The 20,419-nt window shown below is 34.7% G+C and carries 11 protein-coding genes; 9 read left to right on the top strand and 2 right to left on the bottom strand.

Translation table 11 applies throughout. From position 1 onward, the window contains the following. The first annotated feature begins 12 nt into the window (after positions 1 to 12). From amaB to HQN62_RS14350, 6 genes are all read left to right on the top strand, one after another. Positions 13 to 1,566: an L-piperidine-6-carboxylate dehydrogenase gene (amaB, locus tag HQN62_RS14325; RefSeq protein ID WP_173504889.1), complete on the top strand. Its 1,554-nt coding sequence runs from the start codon at positions 13 to 15 to the stop codon at positions 1,564 to 1,566. 119 nt (positions 1,567 to 1,685) lie between these two features. Continuing rightward, a complete protein-coding gene (locus tag HQN62_RS14330; RefSeq protein ID WP_173504890.1) occupies positions 1,686 to 4,823 on the top strand; it encodes a SusC/RagA family TonB-linked outer membrane protein in 3,138 nt (1,045 codons plus the stop codon). Between the two features lie 21 nt (positions 4,824 to 4,844). Next, on the top strand, positions 4,845 to 6,350 hold the full coding sequence (locus HQN62_RS14335) for a RagB/SusD family nutrient uptake outer membrane protein (RefSeq protein ID WP_173504891.1): 1,506 nt from the start codon (positions 4,845 to 4,847) through the stop codon (positions 6,348 to 6,350). A 243-nt stretch (positions 6,351 to 6,593) separates the two neighbouring features. Further along, positions 6,594 to 8,591 carry an MGH1-like glycoside hydrolase domain-containing protein gene (locus HQN62_RS14340; RefSeq protein WP_254454444.1) on the top strand — a complete coding sequence of 666 codons (1,998 nt, stop codon included), beginning with the start codon at positions 6,594 to 6,596 and terminating at the stop codon, positions 8,589 to 8,591. A gap of 19 nt (positions 8,592 to 8,610) precedes the next feature. After that, positions 8,611 to 10,722, top strand: coding sequence for a beta-galactosidase (locus HQN62_RS14345; RefSeq protein WP_173504892.1), 2,112 nt, complete (start codon positions 8,611 to 8,613; stop codon positions 10,720 to 10,722). A 26-nt stretch (positions 10,723 to 10,748) separates the two neighbouring features. After that, entirely contained in the window at positions 10,749 to 13,046 is a 2,298-nt protein-coding gene (locus tag HQN62_RS14350; RefSeq protein ID WP_173504893.1) for an aminotransferase class III-fold pyridoxal phosphate-dependent enzyme, read from the top strand. A 373-nt stretch (positions 13,047 to 13,419) separates the two neighbouring features. Here the strand turns inward: HQN62_RS14350 and HQN62_RS14355 are convergent, their stop codons facing one another. Next, positions 13,420 to 14,706 (bottom strand): S28 family serine protease, encoded by a 1,287-nt coding sequence (locus HQN62_RS14355; RefSeq protein ID WP_173504894.1) that lies wholly within the window; start codon positions 14,704 to 14,706, stop codon positions 13,420 to 13,422. 151 nt (positions 14,707 to 14,857) lie between these two features. On the opposite strand from HQN62_RS14355, the gene lhpI reads away from it, so the two are divergent. From lhpI to HQN62_RS14370, 3 genes are all read left to right on the top strand, one after another. Then, positions 14,858 to 15,820: a bifunctional Delta(1)-pyrroline-2-carboxylate/Delta(1)-piperideine-2-carboxylate reductase gene (lhpI, locus tag HQN62_RS14360; protein ID WP_173504895.1), complete on the top strand. Its 963-nt coding sequence runs from the start codon at positions 14,858 to 14,860 to the stop codon at positions 15,818 to 15,820. A gap of 10 nt (positions 15,821 to 15,830) precedes the next feature. Then, complete coding sequence (locus tag HQN62_RS14365) at positions 15,831 to 16,895, top strand: proline racemase family protein (protein WP_173504896.1); 1,065 nt, start codon at positions 15,831 to 15,833, stop codon at positions 16,893 to 16,895. Positions 16,896 to 16,964: 69 nt separating this feature from the next. Continuing rightward, the gene (locus HQN62_RS14370; protein ID WP_173504897.1) at positions 16,965 to 18,176 is read left to right on the top strand and encodes a M24 family metallopeptidase; all 1,212 of its coding nucleotides are present in this window, start codon (positions 16,965 to 16,967) and stop codon (positions 18,174 to 18,176) included. Positions 18,177 to 18,252: 76 nt separating this feature from the next. Here the strand turns inward: HQN62_RS14370 and HQN62_RS14375 are convergent, their stop codons facing one another. Beyond that, positions 18,253 to 20,412 carry a S9 family peptidase gene (locus HQN62_RS14375; protein ID WP_173504898.1) on the bottom strand — a complete coding sequence of 720 codons (2,160 nt, stop codon included), beginning with the start codon at positions 20,410 to 20,412 and terminating at the stop codon, positions 18,253 to 18,255. Positions 20,413 to 20,419 lie beyond the last annotated feature (7 nt).

A 20,419-nucleotide genomic window follows, 5' to 3' on the forward strand; every position in this document is an offset into this window, starting at 1 on the left:
GAGACTAGTACAATGACATCAATAGCATTACAATTTGGAATTAAAGAAGCTTTATCTCAATTGGGAATAAAGGAAATTAATGATGGAACTTCAACAGGTGTAAATAATTTTTCAAATGGTGAAATCCTTGAAAGTTATTCACCTGTAGATGGGCAATTAATTGCAAAAGTAAAAACTTCTACTACTGAAGATTATGAAAAAGTAATGAGTTCAGCTACAGCTGCATTCAAAACATTTCGATTGATGCCAGCTCCACAACGTGGTGAAATTGTGCGTCAGTTTGGAGATAAATTGCGTCAAAACAAAGAAGCCTTAGGGAAATTGGTTTCTTATGAAATGGGGAAATCATTGCAAGAAGGATATGGCGAAGTCCAAGAGATGATTGACATCTGCGATTTTGCTGTGGGACTTTCACGTCAGTTACACGGATTAACGATGCACTCTGAGCGTCCAGGACATAGAATGTATGAGCAATACCATTCGCTGGGTGTTGTCGGAATTATTTCTGCCTTTAATTTTCCCGTAGCAGTTTGGGCTTGGAATACAGCATTGGCTTGGATTTGTGGAGATGTTTGTGTTTGGAAACCCTCTGAAAAAACACCTCTTTGTAGTATTGCCTGTCAAAATATCATTGCCGAAGTTATAAAAGAAAACAACCTTCCTGAAGGAATTTCTTGTCTAGTCAATGGCGATTACAAAATAGGAGCATTATTAAGTAGCGATGTTCGTGTACCCCTAATCTCAGCAACCGGTTCTACACGTATGGGTAAAATTGTTGCTCAAACTGTGGCTGGCCGTTTAGGAAGATCGTTGTTGGAGTTAGGTGGAAACAATGCGATTATTGTAACGCCAGATGCTGATATTAAAATGACCGTTATCGGAGCTGTTTTTGGAGCTGTTGGTACGGCTGGTCAACGTTGTACTTCTACTCGTCGTTTGATTATTCACGAAAGTATTTATGATAAAGTAAAAGATGCCGTTGTATCGGCTTACGGACAATTGAGAATTGGAAATCCATTAGACGAGAAAAATCACGTTGGACCGTTAATTGATAAACAGGCGGTTGAATTTTATAATAATGCTTTGACAAAAGTGATTGAAGAAGGCGGTAAAATTCTTGTTGAAGGTGATGTGCTTTCTGGCGAAGGTTATGAAAGCGGATGCTATGTAAAACCTGCAATTGCTGAAGCAGATAACTCCTTTGAAATTGTTCAACATGAAACTTTTGCCCCAGTATTATATTTGATCAAATATTCTGGAACTGTCGAAAATGCAATCGATGTTCAAAACGGAGTAGCACAAGGATTATCATCTGCCATTATGACCAACAATCTGCGTGAAGCCGAAAGATTTTTATCTGTCACGGGTTCTGATTGCGGCATTGCCAATGTAAACATCGGAACTTCTGGAGCTGAAATTGGTGGAGCTTTTGGAGGAGAAAAAGAAACTGGTGGAGGCAGAGAATCCGGTTCTGATGCTTGGAAAGTCTATATGCGCCGTCAAACCAATACAATTAATTATACTACAAGTTTACCCTTAGCTCAGGGAATCAAATTCGATTTATAATTCATAATGTTTTTACGGAAAAAAATGCTTTACATAATGTAAACAGGATTTCGTATGCCATTTTTAAAAAAAGAATACCTAAAAAAAGAGAATCTAAAATTAACTAAAACCATTAACAAATGAAAAAAACAATCTCATTGATTAGGAGGCACAATTTTGTCCTCTTCCTGTTATGCCTCTGGCTACCAAACATCAATTTTGCACAAAATAGTCAATTGCAAAAAACCATTTCAGGAAAAATAACGGATAGTAAAGGCATTTTACTACCTGGAGTAAATGTAACTTTAGATGCAACTACTATTGGAACAAATAGTGATGAAAACGGAAAATTTACATTACAAATTCCTTCTGATATAAAAAATCCTACTTTAACTTTTACCTATATTGGATTTAACACACTAAAGGTTCCTGTGCAAAATAGCAAAGAATTAAACGTTGTACTTCAGGAAGAAAATAACAAGTTAGACGAAGTGGTTGTTATTGGTTATGGAACCATCAAAAAAGGAAATGTTACCGGAGCAATTTCTACTATAAAAAAAGAAAGCTTGGAAGCTCGAGGAACCAATAATGCTGCAGAAGCACTTCAAGGTTTAGTCCCAGGAGTAAATGTTCAAAAAACAGGAGGAACTGCTGGTGCTACTGTAAACGTTAAGATTAGAGGAATTAATACTTTTGGAAATACAAACCCATTATACATTATAGATGGTTTTCAAGGAGATATAAATTCAGTCAATCCTACAAATATTGAATCAATGGAGGTTCTTAAAGATGGTGCTGCAGCAGCAATTTATGGATCTGTAGCCGCAAACGGTGTAATCATTGTTACAACAAAATCGGGGCAAAAAGAAGGAATGAAAGTTGATTTTACTTCTTTTGTAAAAAGTACAACAACAGCCAAAACATTAGATTTATTAGATTCCCAAGGTTATCAAACCGTTCATAAAAGAATGTATGATGAATACAATAAATATGCTAATACTCCAGTTGCATTACCTGCATACATTACTAATCCGATAGAAAATAATACAGATTGGCAAGATCAGGTTTTCCGTTCTGGATTAGCACAAAATTATGGCTTAGGTGTTCAAGGTCGTCAGGGTGTGGTTAAGTTTGCTCTTTATGGAAACTTATCCTCAGAAAAAGGAATTGTTATTGATAACAATTTTGATCAAAGAAATGCAAGCGCAAGAGTTAGTTTCAAAAAATCAATTTTTGATGTTGATACTAAATTAGCGTATGTCTCAACTAAAAACGAACAACCCAATTTTCAGTTAAAAGAAGTTTATGCTATTTCGCCTTTAGTTCCTGTTTTAGACCCAAATGAACCTTATGGTTATGGCTTAACAAATAAAGACGGCTTACCTTTTAATACAAATCCAGTTGCAGATGAGCATTATAGAAGCGGTGATGCGAGAGGACAAGATTTAACAGCTAATATATCTATAACTGCTAATATCACCTCTTGGCTAAAGTTTAAAACCGCTTACTCTTATCATGAGCTAAACTCACAACAAACATGGCACAATCCGCCATTTATCGCAAACGTACAATCTCCTGAAAAATACACAGTACAAAGGGAGCAAAGAACTTTCTTGGATCAACAGATTTGGGAAAATACTATAACGGCAGCTAAAACTTTTGGAAATCACTCTTTTGACTTTTTATTAGGTACTACCATGAACCCTTCCTCTTCTAACTGGAATGATATTACAGTAGAAGGTAAAACAACGGATCATACTGTAGAAAATGGACAACTCGTGTCTATAGAGCATCCCGCAGGTTTTTTAGATCCTAGTTTCCAAACCATTGGAGCAGGAAAAGGAGGAACTTATTCAGCTGATGGATCTAAATACCAATACAATCGACTTTCTTATTTCAGCCGTATTAATTATTCTTACAAAGATCGTTATTTGGCTCAAGCTACGGTACGTTATGACGGTTCATCTAAATTCGGAAAAGACACTCGTTGGGGAGCATTCCCATCGGTTGCTTTAGGTTGGAAAATTGATAAAGAAGATTTCTTCCCAGAAGATTTTCTTGTGTCTAAATTAAAATTACGTGCGAGTTGGGGACAATTAGGTAATGAAGCAGCATTAGGATACTATGCTTCTAGTTCATTAATTCATTCTGGAAATTCCTTAAACTCAGGTTATGTACAAGGAACTGGAAGTAATCCATGGCCAGGTAGTATTGCAACTACATTAGAAAACAGAAAACTACAATGGGAAACGACAGATTCTAAAAACATTGGAATTGATTATGTTCTTAAAAACGGGAAAATTAGTGGTTCTATGAATTACTATCATAATGTTACTGACAATTTGTTAATCACAAAAAAATTAGCTCCATCTGCAGGAATTGATGATCCTATTCTTAATGTTGGTAAAGTGAGTAACAGCGGATTTGAATTCGAAATTAATTATGCTGATCAGGTTAATGACTTCAAATATAATGTAGGTTTAAATTTTAGTACCCTTCACAATAATGTAGAATCTCTTGCCAATGCAGATCAAGCTATTTATGGAGAAGGTCTAAAATATGGTGATGAGCATTTCCCTACTCAAGCACGAGTTGGCACACCAATTAGTGCCTTTTACCTATACCGAACTGATGGAATTTTTCAATCTATGACCGAAGTAGATAGTTATACCAATAATGGTACTATAATTCAGCCAAATGCTAAGCCAGGTGATGTTAAATTCAAAGATTTAAATAATGACGGAGTAATTGATGAAAAAGATAAAGAATACACCGGTACAGGTTTACCAAAACTAGAAGCCAACTTAATTCTAGGTGCTAGTTACAAAGGCTTTGATTTTAGCGCTTTAATAGGAAGTGGATGGGGAAATAAATTATACAACGGAAACAGGTATTTCTACGAATCTATGAGTTCAGGAACAAATATGCTGGCTACTACCCTTAATTCATGGACACCAGAAAACCACAGTGACATTCCTCGTGCTGTACTTGGGGATCCTAATGGAAACAGTAGAGAATCTGATCGTTTTCTTGAAAATGGAAATTTCGTTCGTATGCGTCAATTACAAATTGGATATACTTTACCTAAACAACTGTTAGATGCAACCAAAATAGACAAACTGAGGTTTTATGTAACTGCTGAAAATCTATTTACCATTACCAATTATTCAGGTACTGATCCAGAATTTTCAAGAAACACTTTACTAGATACTGGTGTAGACCGTTTCGTGTATCCATTCACAAGATCATTCATTTTGGGCGTACAATACGTATTTTAAGAAATTTATAAAGAAACAATCATGAAAAAGATATTCAATTTTTTTACTGTTTTAGGCTTATTAACACTAGCAGGATGCAATAGTGATGATTTCCTAGATCAAGAATCACCGGATCAACTTGACTCTTCAACATTCTGGAGAAACAAATCAGATGCCGAAGCAGGTCTTTCTGCAACATATGCCTTACTTGAAGGCTCTGTCGACGAATATGCGTTCACTGAGGTAAAATGGCCTGTAGAAGCATATCGCGAAGACATTTGTAAACTAGGAAGCGATGCCCTTAATTATCAAAATTGGGTAGAACTTGCTGATTTTACATACACCAATGGCAATAGTCAATTTACAAGTTATTGGACACTTAATTATCGTGGTATTAGTAATGCTAATCAAGTTATTACCAAGGTTGGACAAATGCCTTCATCTGCAATTACGGATTTAGACAGAAATCAAATAATTGCTGAAGCGCAATTTTTAAGAGCTTATTACCATTTAAAGTTAATTCTTAACTGGGATAAAATAAAAATCAGAAACAAATATATTACAGATCAAAGCCAAATAGATGCTCCTCTTTCAGAACGTACAGAAGCTTGGGATTTTATTATAAGTGAATTAAAAGCTGCTGCCCAAGTGCTTCCAGCTACTCAATCAGCAGAAAAAGCAGGGCGTGCAACTAGTGGTGCAGCTAACAGTTACCTTGGATTTGCATATTTAACTAGAGCATATGAAGAAACAGCTCAGAAACAAACTTACCTTACTGAATCCCTTGCTGCTTTTGATAAAGTACAAGGTTATGAACTGGTAAAAGATTACGTTAGTATGTTTAATGGAACTAACAAAAACTCAAAAGAATCTATTTTTGAACTTCAATTTAGTGAAAACACCTCTAATGGTGCTTTCTACCGTACTGCTCTTCATTTTTGGATGGCAGCAAGTGAATTAGGTGGTTGGGATGAAATTCTACCTACAGATATGTTGATGAATGAATTTAAAAAAGAAGGAAAAATAGCTTCAACAGGAAATTACGATTCTCGTCTTTACAGTAACATTTTCTTCAAAGATCCTTATTTTAATGACCCAGCAAATCCAAGGATTTTTGGTCAAACGTATGATGACAAATTCGGAACTACAGACAAACCTGTTTTCCGCAAGTACTTACCTCCTACTCAAGAACAAATGGATACTGAATTTTTGGGTATGAATGTTCCTTTAATGAGATACTCAAATGTTCTTTTGATGAAAGCTGAAGCCCTAAACGAATTACAACGTTCTCCAGAAGCTATACCATTTATTAATGAAGTAAGAGCTAGAGCCGATATGCCAAATATGGTAGGTGCAAGCTATGATGCGGTTAAAGCTCAAATTGAACATGAAAGAATTATTGAATTCCCGTTGGAGAATTTCCGTTTTTACGATTTACGTCGTTGGGGAAAAACAAAATCTGCTTTAGATGCTGTTGGGCGCACCAATTTTGATCCTGCAAAGAATAATTTCTACCCAGTTCCTTTAACCGAAATACAAAATAATTAAACTCATCACATAGAATTAGTACTAAAAAAAGAATAGTCCACTCAAGAGTTGGACTATTCTTTTATAAAATTTAAAAGATTAATTTTAAATAACTTAAAAACTCAAATCTTGAAACAAGTTCAACTTGAAAGGTTTTTATAAATTAAAAGAGGAATAGCAATAATATGCATTTTTAAAAACCCACTTTACTGCAAAGCTGAGATTCATCTCAAAATGCATAATCGAAACAAATATTATATTAAAATGAAACAATTTATATCGACTCTTTTATTCTTTTTGATACTTCAAAGTGCCTTTTCTCAAACAAAATTTCCAATTTTGGAGTTGAGTAAAAACAGCTTGAATTATAAAGGTTTTCCAAAAAACGCTACCGATCGTAAGTCATTGGCGTTTTCGGACAAAGGTGCTTGGTTTGGTTTTGGATTTCTTGAACCAGGATCTATTCAGGGTGGATTTTCAGGGCCATTTTTAATGACGGAACAAAATGGTGTTTGGCTAAGTTCTTCTTTTGTTTCCTTGCGTCTTTTGAATGACAACAAACAAGATGAAATCAACTGGGAAAAATCTTTAGTAAATCAAAATAGTTACAACAGTCATTTAGAACAATTGTTCCAAAATGAATTGCTTGAGGTTAAACAACAGTTGGTATTCTTTTCGGGAAATACGGCAATCCAAAAAACAAGTATTACTAATCGTTCATCAAAAAAAATTTCTTTAAATCCCGTTTTTGACTCTAAAACTTACCTAAATACGATTCAGTTTTCTAAAGAAAATCAAACCCTAAAATTAATTTCTTCAAAAAGCAATGCTGTTGGTTACATTCAGTTTTTTGACAAAAACACCGTTATCGAAACGACGAATGAAGGCTATAGTGCTAAATTAAATTTGATAACAGTAAAGCCTAATGAAACAAAAGAAATCATAGTTTCACAATCGTATATTTTTCCACAGTATAGTTGGGAAAATGAAAAAATAAAAATTTCAAAAAGTACCTTCAATTCAGTTTTAAGTACGAATCAACAGGCCAAAGAAAAAGAATTAGCTCAATTAATAGCTAAAAAGAAAATGGTTTATAACGGTGATGATTATTCTGTTTTCCTAGCAAAATTAATCCTCACTTTACAAAACAACACTAGAATTGCTGCAGAAGGATTAAAGCATGAAGGTGTATTTCCAAGCTATAACTACGAATGGTTTCATGGTTTTTGGGCGTGGGATAGCTGGAAACATGCTGCAGCATTAGCTCACTTTAGTCCTGAATTAGCTAAAAATCAAATGCGTGCTTTGTTTGATTATCAAGAACCAAACGGATTTATTCCAGATTGTATTTATCGGGATACGACAATTGAGCCTAATAATTATAGAAATACAAAAGCACCACTTGCAGCTTGGGCAGTTTGGGAAATTTACAAACAAAATAAAGATGTTAGTTTCATTAAAGAAATGTATCCAAAATTAAAAAAATACCATGATTGGTGGTACAAAGAACGTGATCATGATCAAGATGGTCTTTGTGAATTTGGCTCTACAGATGGTAGTGTAATTGCAGCTAAATGGGAAAGTGGCATGGACAACGCGGTACGTTTTGATAATAGTAAAATATTAAAAAATGGAGAAAAGGCTTACTCGCTAGACCAAGAAAGTGTCGATTTAAACTCATTTTTATATGCTGAAAAAAATTATTTGGCTAAGATGGCACAAGTTTTAAAACTAGCGGATGAAGAAAAAAAATGGAAATCTGAAAGCAATACTTTAAAAATACAAATTCAGACGCAATTTTGGGATGCTACTACTGGATGGTTTTATGACACATCAATTGATGGAAAAACATCCGTTAAAGAAATGGGGTGCGAAGGTTTTTTACCGCTTTGGACTGAGGTTGCTACTTCTGAACAAGCGAATGCGATTAAAAACAATTTATTAAACCCAATTACTTTCAACACATTTGTTCCGCTACCAACCTTGGCGGCTAACAATCCAAAATTTAATCCAGAAGACGGATATTGGAGAGGTCCAATTTGGTTAGATCAAGTTTATTTTGGTATCAATGGATTAGAAAAATATGGTTATAAAAAAGAAGTCGATTTACTTACGGGTAAACTTATTCAGAATACCGAAGGCGCTTTAGAAAAAGGAATGTCTATTCGAGAAAATTATCATCCAAAAACTGGAAAAGGATTAGAAGCACAAAATTTTAGCTGGTCGGCAGCACATTTTTTACTTTTAATTTTAAATAACTAATAACAAAAACAATTAAGTAATGACTCATTATAATTCCTTAATAACGAAACTTATATTTTTACTTTTAGCCTTATTCGGTTTTCAGTTGAATGCACATTCTCAAGAAAAAAACAATCCTCAGAGGTTTTTCAATAAAGCTGATTTAATGCAAATTGGGGTGTATTATTACCCTGAGCAATGGCCAAGAGAACAATGGGATCGTGACTTAAAAAATATAAAAAAGCTAGGTTTTGAATTCACCCATTTCGCCGAATTTGCATGGACATATATGGAACCTGAAGAGGGAAAATATGATTTTAAATGGCTTGATGATGCCTTATCAATAGCCGAAAAAGAAGGTTTAAAAGTGATTCTTTGCACGCCTACACCTACTCCACCAGCTTGGATGGGTGATAAATACCCTGAAATATATCTAGTTGATTCTAAGGGCAACCGAAGACAACACGGAAATAGAGCAAATATTTCAGTAACCAATAAAAAATACCGTGAATTCACAGCGAAAATAGTAGCTGAACTGGGAAAGAGATACGGTAAAAACAAAAATGTTATAGGTTGGCAAATTGACAACGAGCCTTTGTCTACGGAGGATTTTAGTCCTTCTGCTCGCACAGCATTTCAAATTTGGCTTAAAGCCAAATACGGGACTATTGAAAAATTGAATACGGAATGGGTTGGTAGTTTCTGGAGTACACGTTATTCTAACTTTGAACAAATCGTATTACCTAACACCGAAGTTTATTTTGAAGATAAGTTAAGTCCACATACGATTTTAGATTTCAAGCGATTCACTGCAGATGCTCAAGCTAGTTTCTTAAATGACCAAGCCGAAATATTGAGAAAATATACGGACCCAAAACAATGGATTACGACTAACTTCACTAATGTGACTTACGACTCAGACCCAAGAAGGGCTGATAAAATGGACTTCATCACCTATACAATGTACCCCGTAAGTGGTCAAAATAATTTAGGTGGAGCCAATTTTAGAATCGGACATCCTAGTAAAATCCATGAAGCAAACGATTATTATCGCTCCATCAGTGGCGTTACAGGGATTATGGAATTACAACCAGGACAAGTAAACTGGGCGAGTATTAATCCGCAATTGCAACCGGGAACGGTTCACATGTGGCTTTCACAAGCCTTTGGAGGCGGTTGCGCTTTTACCTGTACTTACAGATACAGACACCCACTAGGAAGTAGCGAAATGTATCACGAAGGTATTGTGGGCACTGACGGAGTCACACTTTCTACTGGTGGAAAAGAATTTGTACAATCAATTCAAGACATGAAACTATTGCGTAAAGAGTACAACCCAAAAGCAGTACTTCCGCAAAAAATTGCCAACAGAAAAACAGGTTTCCTGTGGAGTCATGAAAACCTTTGGGACTTAGAAAATCACAAGCAAACCAAAAATTGGAATACTTGGAGACATAGAAATACGTATTCTTCAGCCATCAAATCTACTGGAGCACCAGTGGATTTTCTTACAGAGGAAGATAATTTTGATGAATATCATTTTATTGTGGCTAGTTCGTATCAGCTTATTGATCAAAAATTAGTGGACAAATGGACTAAATATGTTGAAAAAGGAGGTAATTTGATTTTAACATGTAGAACTGGACAAAAAGACAAAAACGGACATTTTTTTGAAACCAACTGGAGTGCGCCAATCGTGCCTTTAATTGGAGCTGATGTTGACTTTTTTGATGTATTAGTTACAGATATGAAAGGAATTATAAAAGCAGATAACAATAACTTTCAATGGAACACCTGGGCAGATGTATTATCGCCTAGAAAAGGAACCGAAGTTTTAGCCACCTATGAAGACCAATTTTATAAAGGCAAAGCTGCCGCAGTTACTAGAAAGTTAGGTAAAGGAACAGTAACTTACATTGGCGTAGAAAGTACTGAGGGAAATTTAGAGAGACAAATTGTACGCAATGTATATGAAAGAGCAAATGTGGCTATTGAGAATTTACCAAGTGGTGTTTTTGTCGAATGGAGAGATGGCTTCTATGTAGGAGTTAATTATTCAAACGACCCTGTTGAACTTGCGATTCCACAAGGAAGTAAAATATTGGTTGGACAGAATCCTTTGCAGCCTGCACAAGCCGTAATTTGGAAATAAAATTAACGAATACAAAAAATTTACTGATGAATTTTTCAGAAAAAACAATTGAGCAATTAGCCAAAGAAAATTACGGGCTAACTGCAACCGCAAAATCATTAAATGGTTATGACGAGTTAAATTTTCTTTTATCTACTGATACAAACGAAAAGTATATTCTAAAAATATCTAATGAAGATCATCCCCTTCCGTTTTTAGACGCCCAGGTAAAAATCATTCAGCACCTATCAAATAGCAGCCTTGCAAATGTATTTCAGCAGTTTTGCATCAACAAACAGGGCGATGCTTTGACAAAAGTTGAAGCTGATTCTAAAATATATTATGTAAGAATTCTCAATTTTCTAGAAGGTACTTTTTGGGTAGAAAAAGAAAGTAAATCAAAAGAGTTATTTTACAATCTAGGATCCTTTTTAGGAAATATGGATTATGAACTTCGCTACTTTTCTCATCTTGCTATGCACCGTCGCTATACTTGGGATATCAATTGTGCTAGCGAGGCAAATGATAATTTAAAATACATTTTAGATCACGAAAAAAGACGAATCGCAGGCTATTTCTTGTTGCAATTTGATAGCGAAGTACTTCCTCTAATCCATACTTTGCGTCATGCCTACATACATAACGATGCTAATGATTATAACATCCTAGTTCAAGAAAATAACATAAGTGGTTTAATTGATTTTGGTGATATGGTTTACACAGCGCTTATCAACAATCTAGCAATTGCGTGTACTTATGCCATGCTTGGTGAGGAAGACCCATTGACAGTTGCTGCATCAATTGTTGAAGGGTATCATAAATCATATGCACTCACTGAACAAGAAGTTGATTTATTGTATTATCTAATTGCAGCGAGACTTTGTATCAGTGTGACACAATCAGCTTACAACTCATCTTTAGAAAGCAACAATGAACATCATTTTCTTACTGAAAAACCAGCTTGGGAATTGCTAAACCAACTTATTCGAATTAATCCAATAAAAGCGCAAGATACTTTTAGAAAAGTTTGTGGTTTTACAGGAATTATTACTGATGAAAATTATGATGATTTATTGGCAATTCGTCACGAAAAAATAGGTAGAAATTTAAGTATTGGATACAACGACAAACTAAAAATTACAAAAGGCGCTTTACAATTTCTCTATGATGATAAAGGAAGAACTTTTGTAGATTGTGTAAATAACCCATCACATGTAGGTCATTGCCATCCTGTTGTTGTTCGAAAAATGCAAAAACAAATTGCTAATTTAAACACGAATACACGTTATCTTAATGACACTATTATTGAATATGCCGAAAAACTTACTGCTACATTACCTGCAGCTTTAAGTGTATGCTATTTTGTTAATTCCGGTAGTGAAGCTAATGATTTGGCAATTCGAATGAGTCGCCATTTCACGAAACAGAAAGACATTATTGTACTGGATCATGCTTATCATGGTACATCGACGGTTGCTATGGAAATGAGCCCATATAAATTTGATGGTAAAGGCGGTTTCGGAAAAATGCCTTGGATTCATAAAGCGATTAATCCCGACTTATATCGTGGTACTTATAAATATGGAGATACAAATGCAGGCGAAAAATATGCTGCTGATGTGCAACGAATTATCGAAGATTTAAAAAAAGAAGATAAAGCGCCTGCTGTATTCATTTGCGAAACGCTTTTAGGTGTTGGAGGCCAAATACCACTTCCTAAAAATTATTTAAAAACGGCTTATGAACACGTTAGAGCTGCTGGAGGAATCTGTATTGCTGATGAAGTTCAGGTTGGTTTTGGACGAATTGGCGACCATTTTTGGGGTTTCGAATTGCAAGATGTCGTTCCCGATATTGTTGTTTTAGGAAAACCAATTGGTAATGGACACCCACTGGCTGCCGTAATTGTTACTAATGAAATTGCAAATGCTTTTAATAACGGTATGGAATACTTCAACACCTTTGGAGGTAATCCTGTATCTATGACGGCAGGTTTGGCTGTATTAGATGTGCTTCAAGACGAAGAAATGCAACAACATGCATTAGAAGTGGGAAACCACCTGATGGACGGTCTTAGAAAACTAATGGCTAAATATCCTATTATTAGTGATGTTCGTGGACACGGTTTATTCATAGGTGCGGAAATGGTTAAAGACCGAGATTCAATGGAGCCAGCTGTTGCTGAAATTGATATAGTTGTTGAAAAAATGAAAGAAAAAGGTTTTTTACTAAGTACAGATGGTCCTTTGCATAATGTTTTAAAAATAAAGCCACCAATGCCTTTCAATAAACAAAATGCAGATGAGATGATTGAGCTATTAGATATTGCTTTAAGCGAGTTGTAACAATCCATCATCCATATATAAAATACTAGATTAAGCAATATTTTTATTCTAAATGAAACATAAAAATTCTCTTGCCAAGAGTATTGTCAATCTTAAAAGTTTAGAACATAAATTAGAGGGTAAATTATTTTATGATCATACCATGCGCTTATTATACGCTACAGATGCGAGCACTTATAAGGAAATGCCTTTAGCTGTTGCGATTCCAATGTTGATATAAATTATCCTTATAAATTGAGTAAGTTGGCTTAAAATAATCACATTTTTAAATATATACAAAATCAAACTAAAACGATGGGAAAAAATAAATCGGAACAGAATTAATTCTGTTCCGATTTAACCAATTTTATATTATTAACCTAGTTAACCTATTTTAAGACGATTCCCGCAGCCATCTATTCAAAGTTTCCAAAATTAATGATTGCTCTTCTTCTGGAAAGTCTTTCACTCTTGTAGCGTGGCTCCCTTGTGGAAGTACCATTTTCAAGGCATCTAATTTAGGATTTGGTTTTGGGGAACAAGAAAACCAAGTATCATAACCTCCATAGATATATAAAATATGATCTCCTCTGGTTTCAACGTAATTTCTAACCTTTTTAATGTATTTCGGATTGTATTTAATAGGCACTCCTTTTGGTGAAAATCGGTTGTTTGAAGTGTTTTTTACAATTTGAAGTAAATCTTCAACTGGAGAAAAATCAAATCCGTAGTATCCTAATTCACTTAAATGTTGGTAATAAGATGGCAAATAATTGAAATACATTTTATCATTATAAGTTCCAACTCCAACGACTTTATTTAAATAATCAAACAAGGCTTTGGCAGGTGCTGTTTCGAGTGGAATCTCATCACATTTTCCTCCCCATTGCCAAAAAGAAAAAGGAAATTCTAAAACTGCATATTCAAGAGCTTCTGAAAAAGGAACTTCAGTAAAATCCATTTTTTTGGCAACAGCATATTTCTTAAATTCTTCTAAAACTGCTTCTCTATTTTTTAAAACAGTGCGCTGAAAACTTTCAATTTTGACTCTACATTCAGCAGTACCAACAGTTTTCGTATGCACTACCGTTCTAGGATCTTCTTCGGTATCGATCAAAGGAGCAACATAAGGCATTGCAACATCGACATCTTTCGGGTATTTCGATTTATAAATCAAAGCGGTCTCCCCTCCTTTACTTATTCCTGTAGAAATCCATTTCCCGGTATATAGCTCTTTTAGTTTGACTACAATATTATGGTAATCTTCTATTGCTTGATCATTGGTCAAATACTCCCAAGGTATCGGATTTGGGCGCGATTTTCCGTAAAAACGATATTCGACAGCAACTTGATTTGCTTTCAATAATGAACTTACTTCACTTTTAACATTTGCGGTATTATATCCATGTGTCTCAATAACCATCGGACTTTTAAAATCAATGTGTGACAAATAAATATAATGTTTAAAAGTTCCTTTTTCAGGATGTCCGTGATCTAATGGTTCATCTAAAATTAGTTGAAATGATTCGGTAAAACCTTCTAAATTATCAATTTGTGTTATTTCCGCTTTGGGAAATAATTGAGTCAATTTTTGATTCAATTCTGTCACTGTTTGAGCAGAACTCTCGATTGTCGTGCAGAAAAGCAAGAATAGTAAAACTATGTTTTGTATTTTTTTCATTTTTTGGGCTTAATATATTTTATAAAATTAAAACCAATACCTCCCTAAAACTGATATTATATTACCCTTAAATTATGATATTTTATCTGATTTTTGAAAAAATAATACAATAACTAAAAATTGATTTAACTTTATTTAAAATTTAAAAAAAATGAAAACAATCCAACATATTTCTGATGATTTTATTGAAGAAAACTGCAATTTCAAGAACTTAATTGAAGCCTTAAGAAAAGGATTTTCGAATACAGGAATCGAAGTCCCTATGCGCCATCATCACGATTTTAGAAATCCAGAAGAAAATAAAGATTCTACTATATTATTAATGCCAGCATTTAATCCAGGTAATGATTTGGGCGTAAAAATTGTAACCGTTAGTCCCAATAACGGAAAATACGATTTACCGGCAATTCAAGGAACTTACATTTACTTAGATGCTCATAAAGGGAATATCAAAGCAATATTAGATGCCAAATCATTAACCACAAAAAGAACTGCTTCTACTTCTGCTTTGGCCAGTAGCTACCTATCACGAGCCGATTCTGACAGTTTATTGATGATTGGAACTGGAGCATTAGCAACCAATTTAATTCAAGCGCATGCAAGTGTTCGCCCAATAAAAAAAGTTTTTGTTTGGGGAAGAAACTCTGCGAAAGCGCAAACAGTATGTGACGACTTGAAAGATTTTCCGTTTACATGCGAAGTCGTTGAAAATATTGAAGACGTGATTCGGAACGTAGCCATTATTTCGTGCGCTACTTTATCTGCTACTGCTTTAGTTTTTGGAAAATGGCTGCAAGAAGGGCAACATTTGGATTTGGTTGGTGCTTATAAAAAGGATATGCGAGAAGCTGATGACGAAGCCATTTTAAAATCAAGTGTATTTATCGACACTTACCAAGGCGGACTCAAAGAAAGCGGTGATATTTATATTCCACTTTCTACAAATATTATTACCGAAGATGCAATTAAAGCCGATTTATTCGAATTGTGTTCAGGAACCAAAAAAGGAAGAACTTCTGACAAAGAAATTACTTATTTCAAATCCGTTGGTCATGCGCTTGAAGATTTAGTTGCAGCGGCACACTTTTATAACGAATTTACTACCCAAAAATAATTTAAACCTAATGACATCAACTTACCAAAACATTCTAGAAAACACAAACTTTATAGTTCCCAAACATTGGGTGCAAATTAAAACAATTGACATGCATACTGGCGGAGAACCTTTGCGCGTGATTATAGATGGATTTCCTAAATTAAAAGGGAATTCAGTTTTAGAATACCGCCGAGACATCAGAGAAAATTATGATTTCCTGAGAACAACATTAATGTTTGAACCACGCGGTCATGCCGATATGTATGGCTGTATTTTACTTCCACCCAATGATAATGAAGCTGATTTTGGAATCCTATTTCTTCATAATGAAGGATACAGTACGATGTGCGGTCACGCAATTATTGCAATAAGTACGTTGGCGGCAAAAATGAATTGGATTGATCTTGTTGAAGGTGAAAATGAATTAAAAATTGACGCTCCTTGTGGCCGAATTACATCTTATGTAAATATTAAAAACGGAAAAGTTGCGGGTGTCAAATTTCATTGTGTTCCAAGTTTTGTAGTCGGTTTAGATCGTGTGGTTAATGTTCCTGGCTTGGGCGAAATCACTTATGACTTGGCTTATGGCGGCGCTTTTTATGCCTATGTTGACCTTAGAAAAAATAATTTAAACTTGAGCTTAACCACAGCTGATTACCGTGCAATTATACAAACTGGAATGGATATAAAACGTACCGTTATGCTAGATGATCGCGAAATATTACATCCTTTTGAAGATGATTTAAGTTTTTTGTACGGCACTATTTTTATTGATGAGCCGCATAATTCTAAAAACCACAGTCGTAATGTTTGCGTTTTTGCCGAAGGTGAAGTTGATCGTTCACCTACAGGTTCTGGTGTTTCAGGAAGAGTCGCAATTGAACATGCTCGAAAAAACATTGATTATAAAAAAACAATCACAATTGAAAGCATTACAGATAGCGAATTTAATTGTTCATTAATATCTGAAGTTGATTATGGAAATTTTAAAGCTGTTATTCCGCAAGTTGAAGGAACAGCACATATTACAGGAATGAATACTTTTGTTATTGACCCTATTGATCCCATGAAAAATGGATTCATTTTACGTTAATTCTAAAACATCGTACCCAATCATTTGATACCTTTATTCAAACAAAAACAATCTCAAAAAACTACAAAAATGACTATAGGAGTTGGCGGATCTACCGCAGAAATAGAGCTAGAAAAAATACAAGACATGACGTTGAATGTAAAACCCATTCAAATACAAGAATACCAAGCTCGTATTCAAAAGGCAATTATTTTGATGAAAGAAGCCAATTACAAAGCCATTTACCTCAACGCTGGAACCAATTTATATTATTTTACAGGAACAAAATGGAATCCATCCGAAAGAATGGTGGGTGCTTTACTATTTGACGACGGAACCTTAGAATACATTGTCCCAAAATTTGAAGACGGAACTTTTAAAAAATTCATGCAAATTGATGGAAAAATCAATTGTTGGGAAGAGCACGAGAGTCCGTATACTTTAATGGGAATGCTTTTGCAGCATAAGAATTACAATGACGGAACAATTGCGTTGGATGAATCTGCCAATTACTTTTTAATTGATGGCGTTACCAAAGCCAATCCAAATTACACTTTCGTAAATGCTCAACCCATTACAACGGGTTGCCGAATTCAAAAATCAGCTAACGAAATTGCTATTATTCAGCAAGCCAAAGAAATAACAATGGTTGTTCAGCGTGCAGTAGCACGTATTTTATATCCAGGTATTAAAGCCGATACTGTTGTCGAATTCATCAACCAAGCGCATATTAAAGCGGGTGTTTCTTCGGGTTCCTATTTCTGTATCGTTTTGTTTTCTGATGATTCGCAATATCCACATGGTGTAACTGTTCCTCAAGATTTAAAAGACAATGATATTGTTTTGATTGATACGGGTTGTCGTTTAGAAGGTTATTTATCAGACATAACACGTACCTATGTTTATGGAACTCCTACGGAAGCTCACCGCAAAATTTGGAACCTTGAAAAAGCTACCCAACAAGCGGCGTTTGATGCTGCAAAATTAGGAGCTACTTGTGGTTCTGTAGATGATGCTGCTAGAAAAATATTAGGAGAAGCAGGATTAAGCCCCGATTATGGAATTCCAGGATTACCGCATCGTGTTGGTCACGGCACAGGTTTGGACATTCATGAATACCCGTATTTAGTTAGAGGTAATCAAACACTTTTACAAGAAGGAATGGTAGTCAGCAACGAACCTATGATTTGCATTCCTGGACAATTCGGAATTCGACACGAAGATCATTTTTATATGACTACTGAAGGTCCAAAGTGGTTTACAACTCCTATGCACAGTATTGATAATCCTTTTGGATATTAATACATTTAGATAGTTAAACAAAAAAGGGAACATTTCCATTACAGAAATGCTCCCTTTTTAATTATTTATGTTTCTTCTATTTTGCTCCTGGAGGGCAATTTTTCTCAATAAATTTGACAAAAGTATCGCTTAGATGTTTCGAAGTTCCTTCACCTTCATAAATACCATGAGTACGGTTTGGATATATCATTAAGTCAAACATTTTGTCATATTTAACTAATTCATTTATCAAAACTTCGGCATTTTTATAATGAACATTATCATCTCCCGTTCCGTGAATATATAGTAAATTACCCTTTAAATTTTTAGCATGAGTTACTGGCGAAGCTTGAATATAAGACGCTTCACTTTCGGTTGGCAATCCCATATAGCGTTCTGTATAAATATTGTCATAAAAATGCTGATCAGTAACTGCTGCAATTGCTACTCCCGTTTTGTAAATTTCTGGATATTGAAACATCAAATTTAAAGTAACAGCACCACCACCACTCCAACCGTGTACTGCCACTCTATCGGTGTCAATAAAATTCCATTTTAAAATTTCTTTGGCAGCCATCGCTTGATCGCGAGTATTAATAATTCCAATGTTTTTATAAATACATTTTCTCCATTGGGTACCTTTTAAAACTGGAGTTCCTCGATTATCCATTGCAATTCCTATGTATCCTTTTGGTATTAACAATTCAATAAAATCATTAAAATACGGCATATCATTTGCTACAGAAGCCATGGGTTCGCCATAAACATAAAAAAACAATGGGTACTTTTTATTCGGATCAAAATCCAAAGGTTTTGCCATTATTCCATCCATTTCAATACCATCAACTGTTGTAACTTTAAATTTTTCTAAAGAAAAATCTCTATTCGGTTCTGTAAAAACATCCGCTTCTAACGGTAATACTTTTTTATGATTGGATAAAGAAACTAAACGAATATTAAAGTTACGATTGATACTAGAATTTAAGTGCTTTGCGTAAGTTCCATCTGTAGAAAACTCATAGTTATTGGTTCCAACATAAACTTCTGGCGTTACTCGTTTTGTTTTTTTCGAATTCAAATTCGTTTCATACAAGTAGCGTTGCGTTGCATCTTTTGGGCTAGCGATATAATAAACCGATTTTGTTTTATCGTTGTACGCTTTAAAGTAAGCGTCAAATCCCTGAGTAGTTATCAATTCTTTCTTTTTTCCGTCAATGCTTATTTTATAAATATGCATCCACCCATCAGCATCAGAGCTCCATAAAAAAGCTTTACCATTATCGACAAACTGACACGGAAATCCATCATATACCCCAGAAGAAATATCAAAAACATCAATCCAAGTATCTGATTTCTCTTGGTAAATTACATTAGCTTTCCCTGATTGAGTGTTACAGTTATAAAGTGTTGCTTGATTTTGATGTCTGTTTAATTGCACTACCATTACTTCTTGATTAGCAACCCACTCCATACGAACCAAATAATTATTATCAGGTTCACCTGGAATATTTAACCAATTTGTTTTTAAAGAAGCAACGTCGATAACTCCAATTTTTACCGATGACGGTTTCTCACCCGCTTTTGGATATTCCACAGGAACGATAAACGGATACAAAGCATCAGTATTATTAATCATTAAATGGAATTTTGTTTCGGTGGCATCTACACGCCAAAAAGCAATACTTTTCCCGTCAGGACTCCATCTAAAACCATCGCGAGCGGCTAATTCTTCTTCATAAACCCAATCAAAAGTACCGTTGATAATTTTGTCGGTTCCATCTGTAGTTAAAGACGTTATTTTTCCTGAATTTAGATTTTCAATATAAATATTGTGTTTTGAAACATAAGCCACATTTTCATTATCACTAGAGAATTTAGCAAACATCAGCGATGATTTTTCTAAGTTTGCTCCCAGTTGTTTTCCTTTCCCTGTTTCCAAATCAAAACACCAATAGTCGCCTTTGGTATTGGCTCTCCAAACTTTTTTAGAATTGGTATAAACCAATACTTTTGTTTTTGTTTCGTTCCAAACTAACTCTTCAATTACACCTTCAAAACCAGAAGTCTTCAATTGTTCTTTGGTCAAAACTGTTTTGTTTTTATCCAGTTTATCCACGTCATAAACTACAACGTTATTTTGCTCATTTACCCAAAAGGAATGGGAATTTGGCAACCAATTTAATTGGTTTATAATACTATTTTTTTGAGCAAAAAGACTTGAGCTAACAAGGATAAATAATAATAAAAGTTTTTTCATTTCGATA

The organism is Flavobacterium sp. M31R6, assembly GCF_013284035.1.
Taxonomy (GTDB): Bacteria; Bacteroidota; Bacteroidia; order Flavobacteriales; family Flavobacteriaceae; genus Flavobacterium.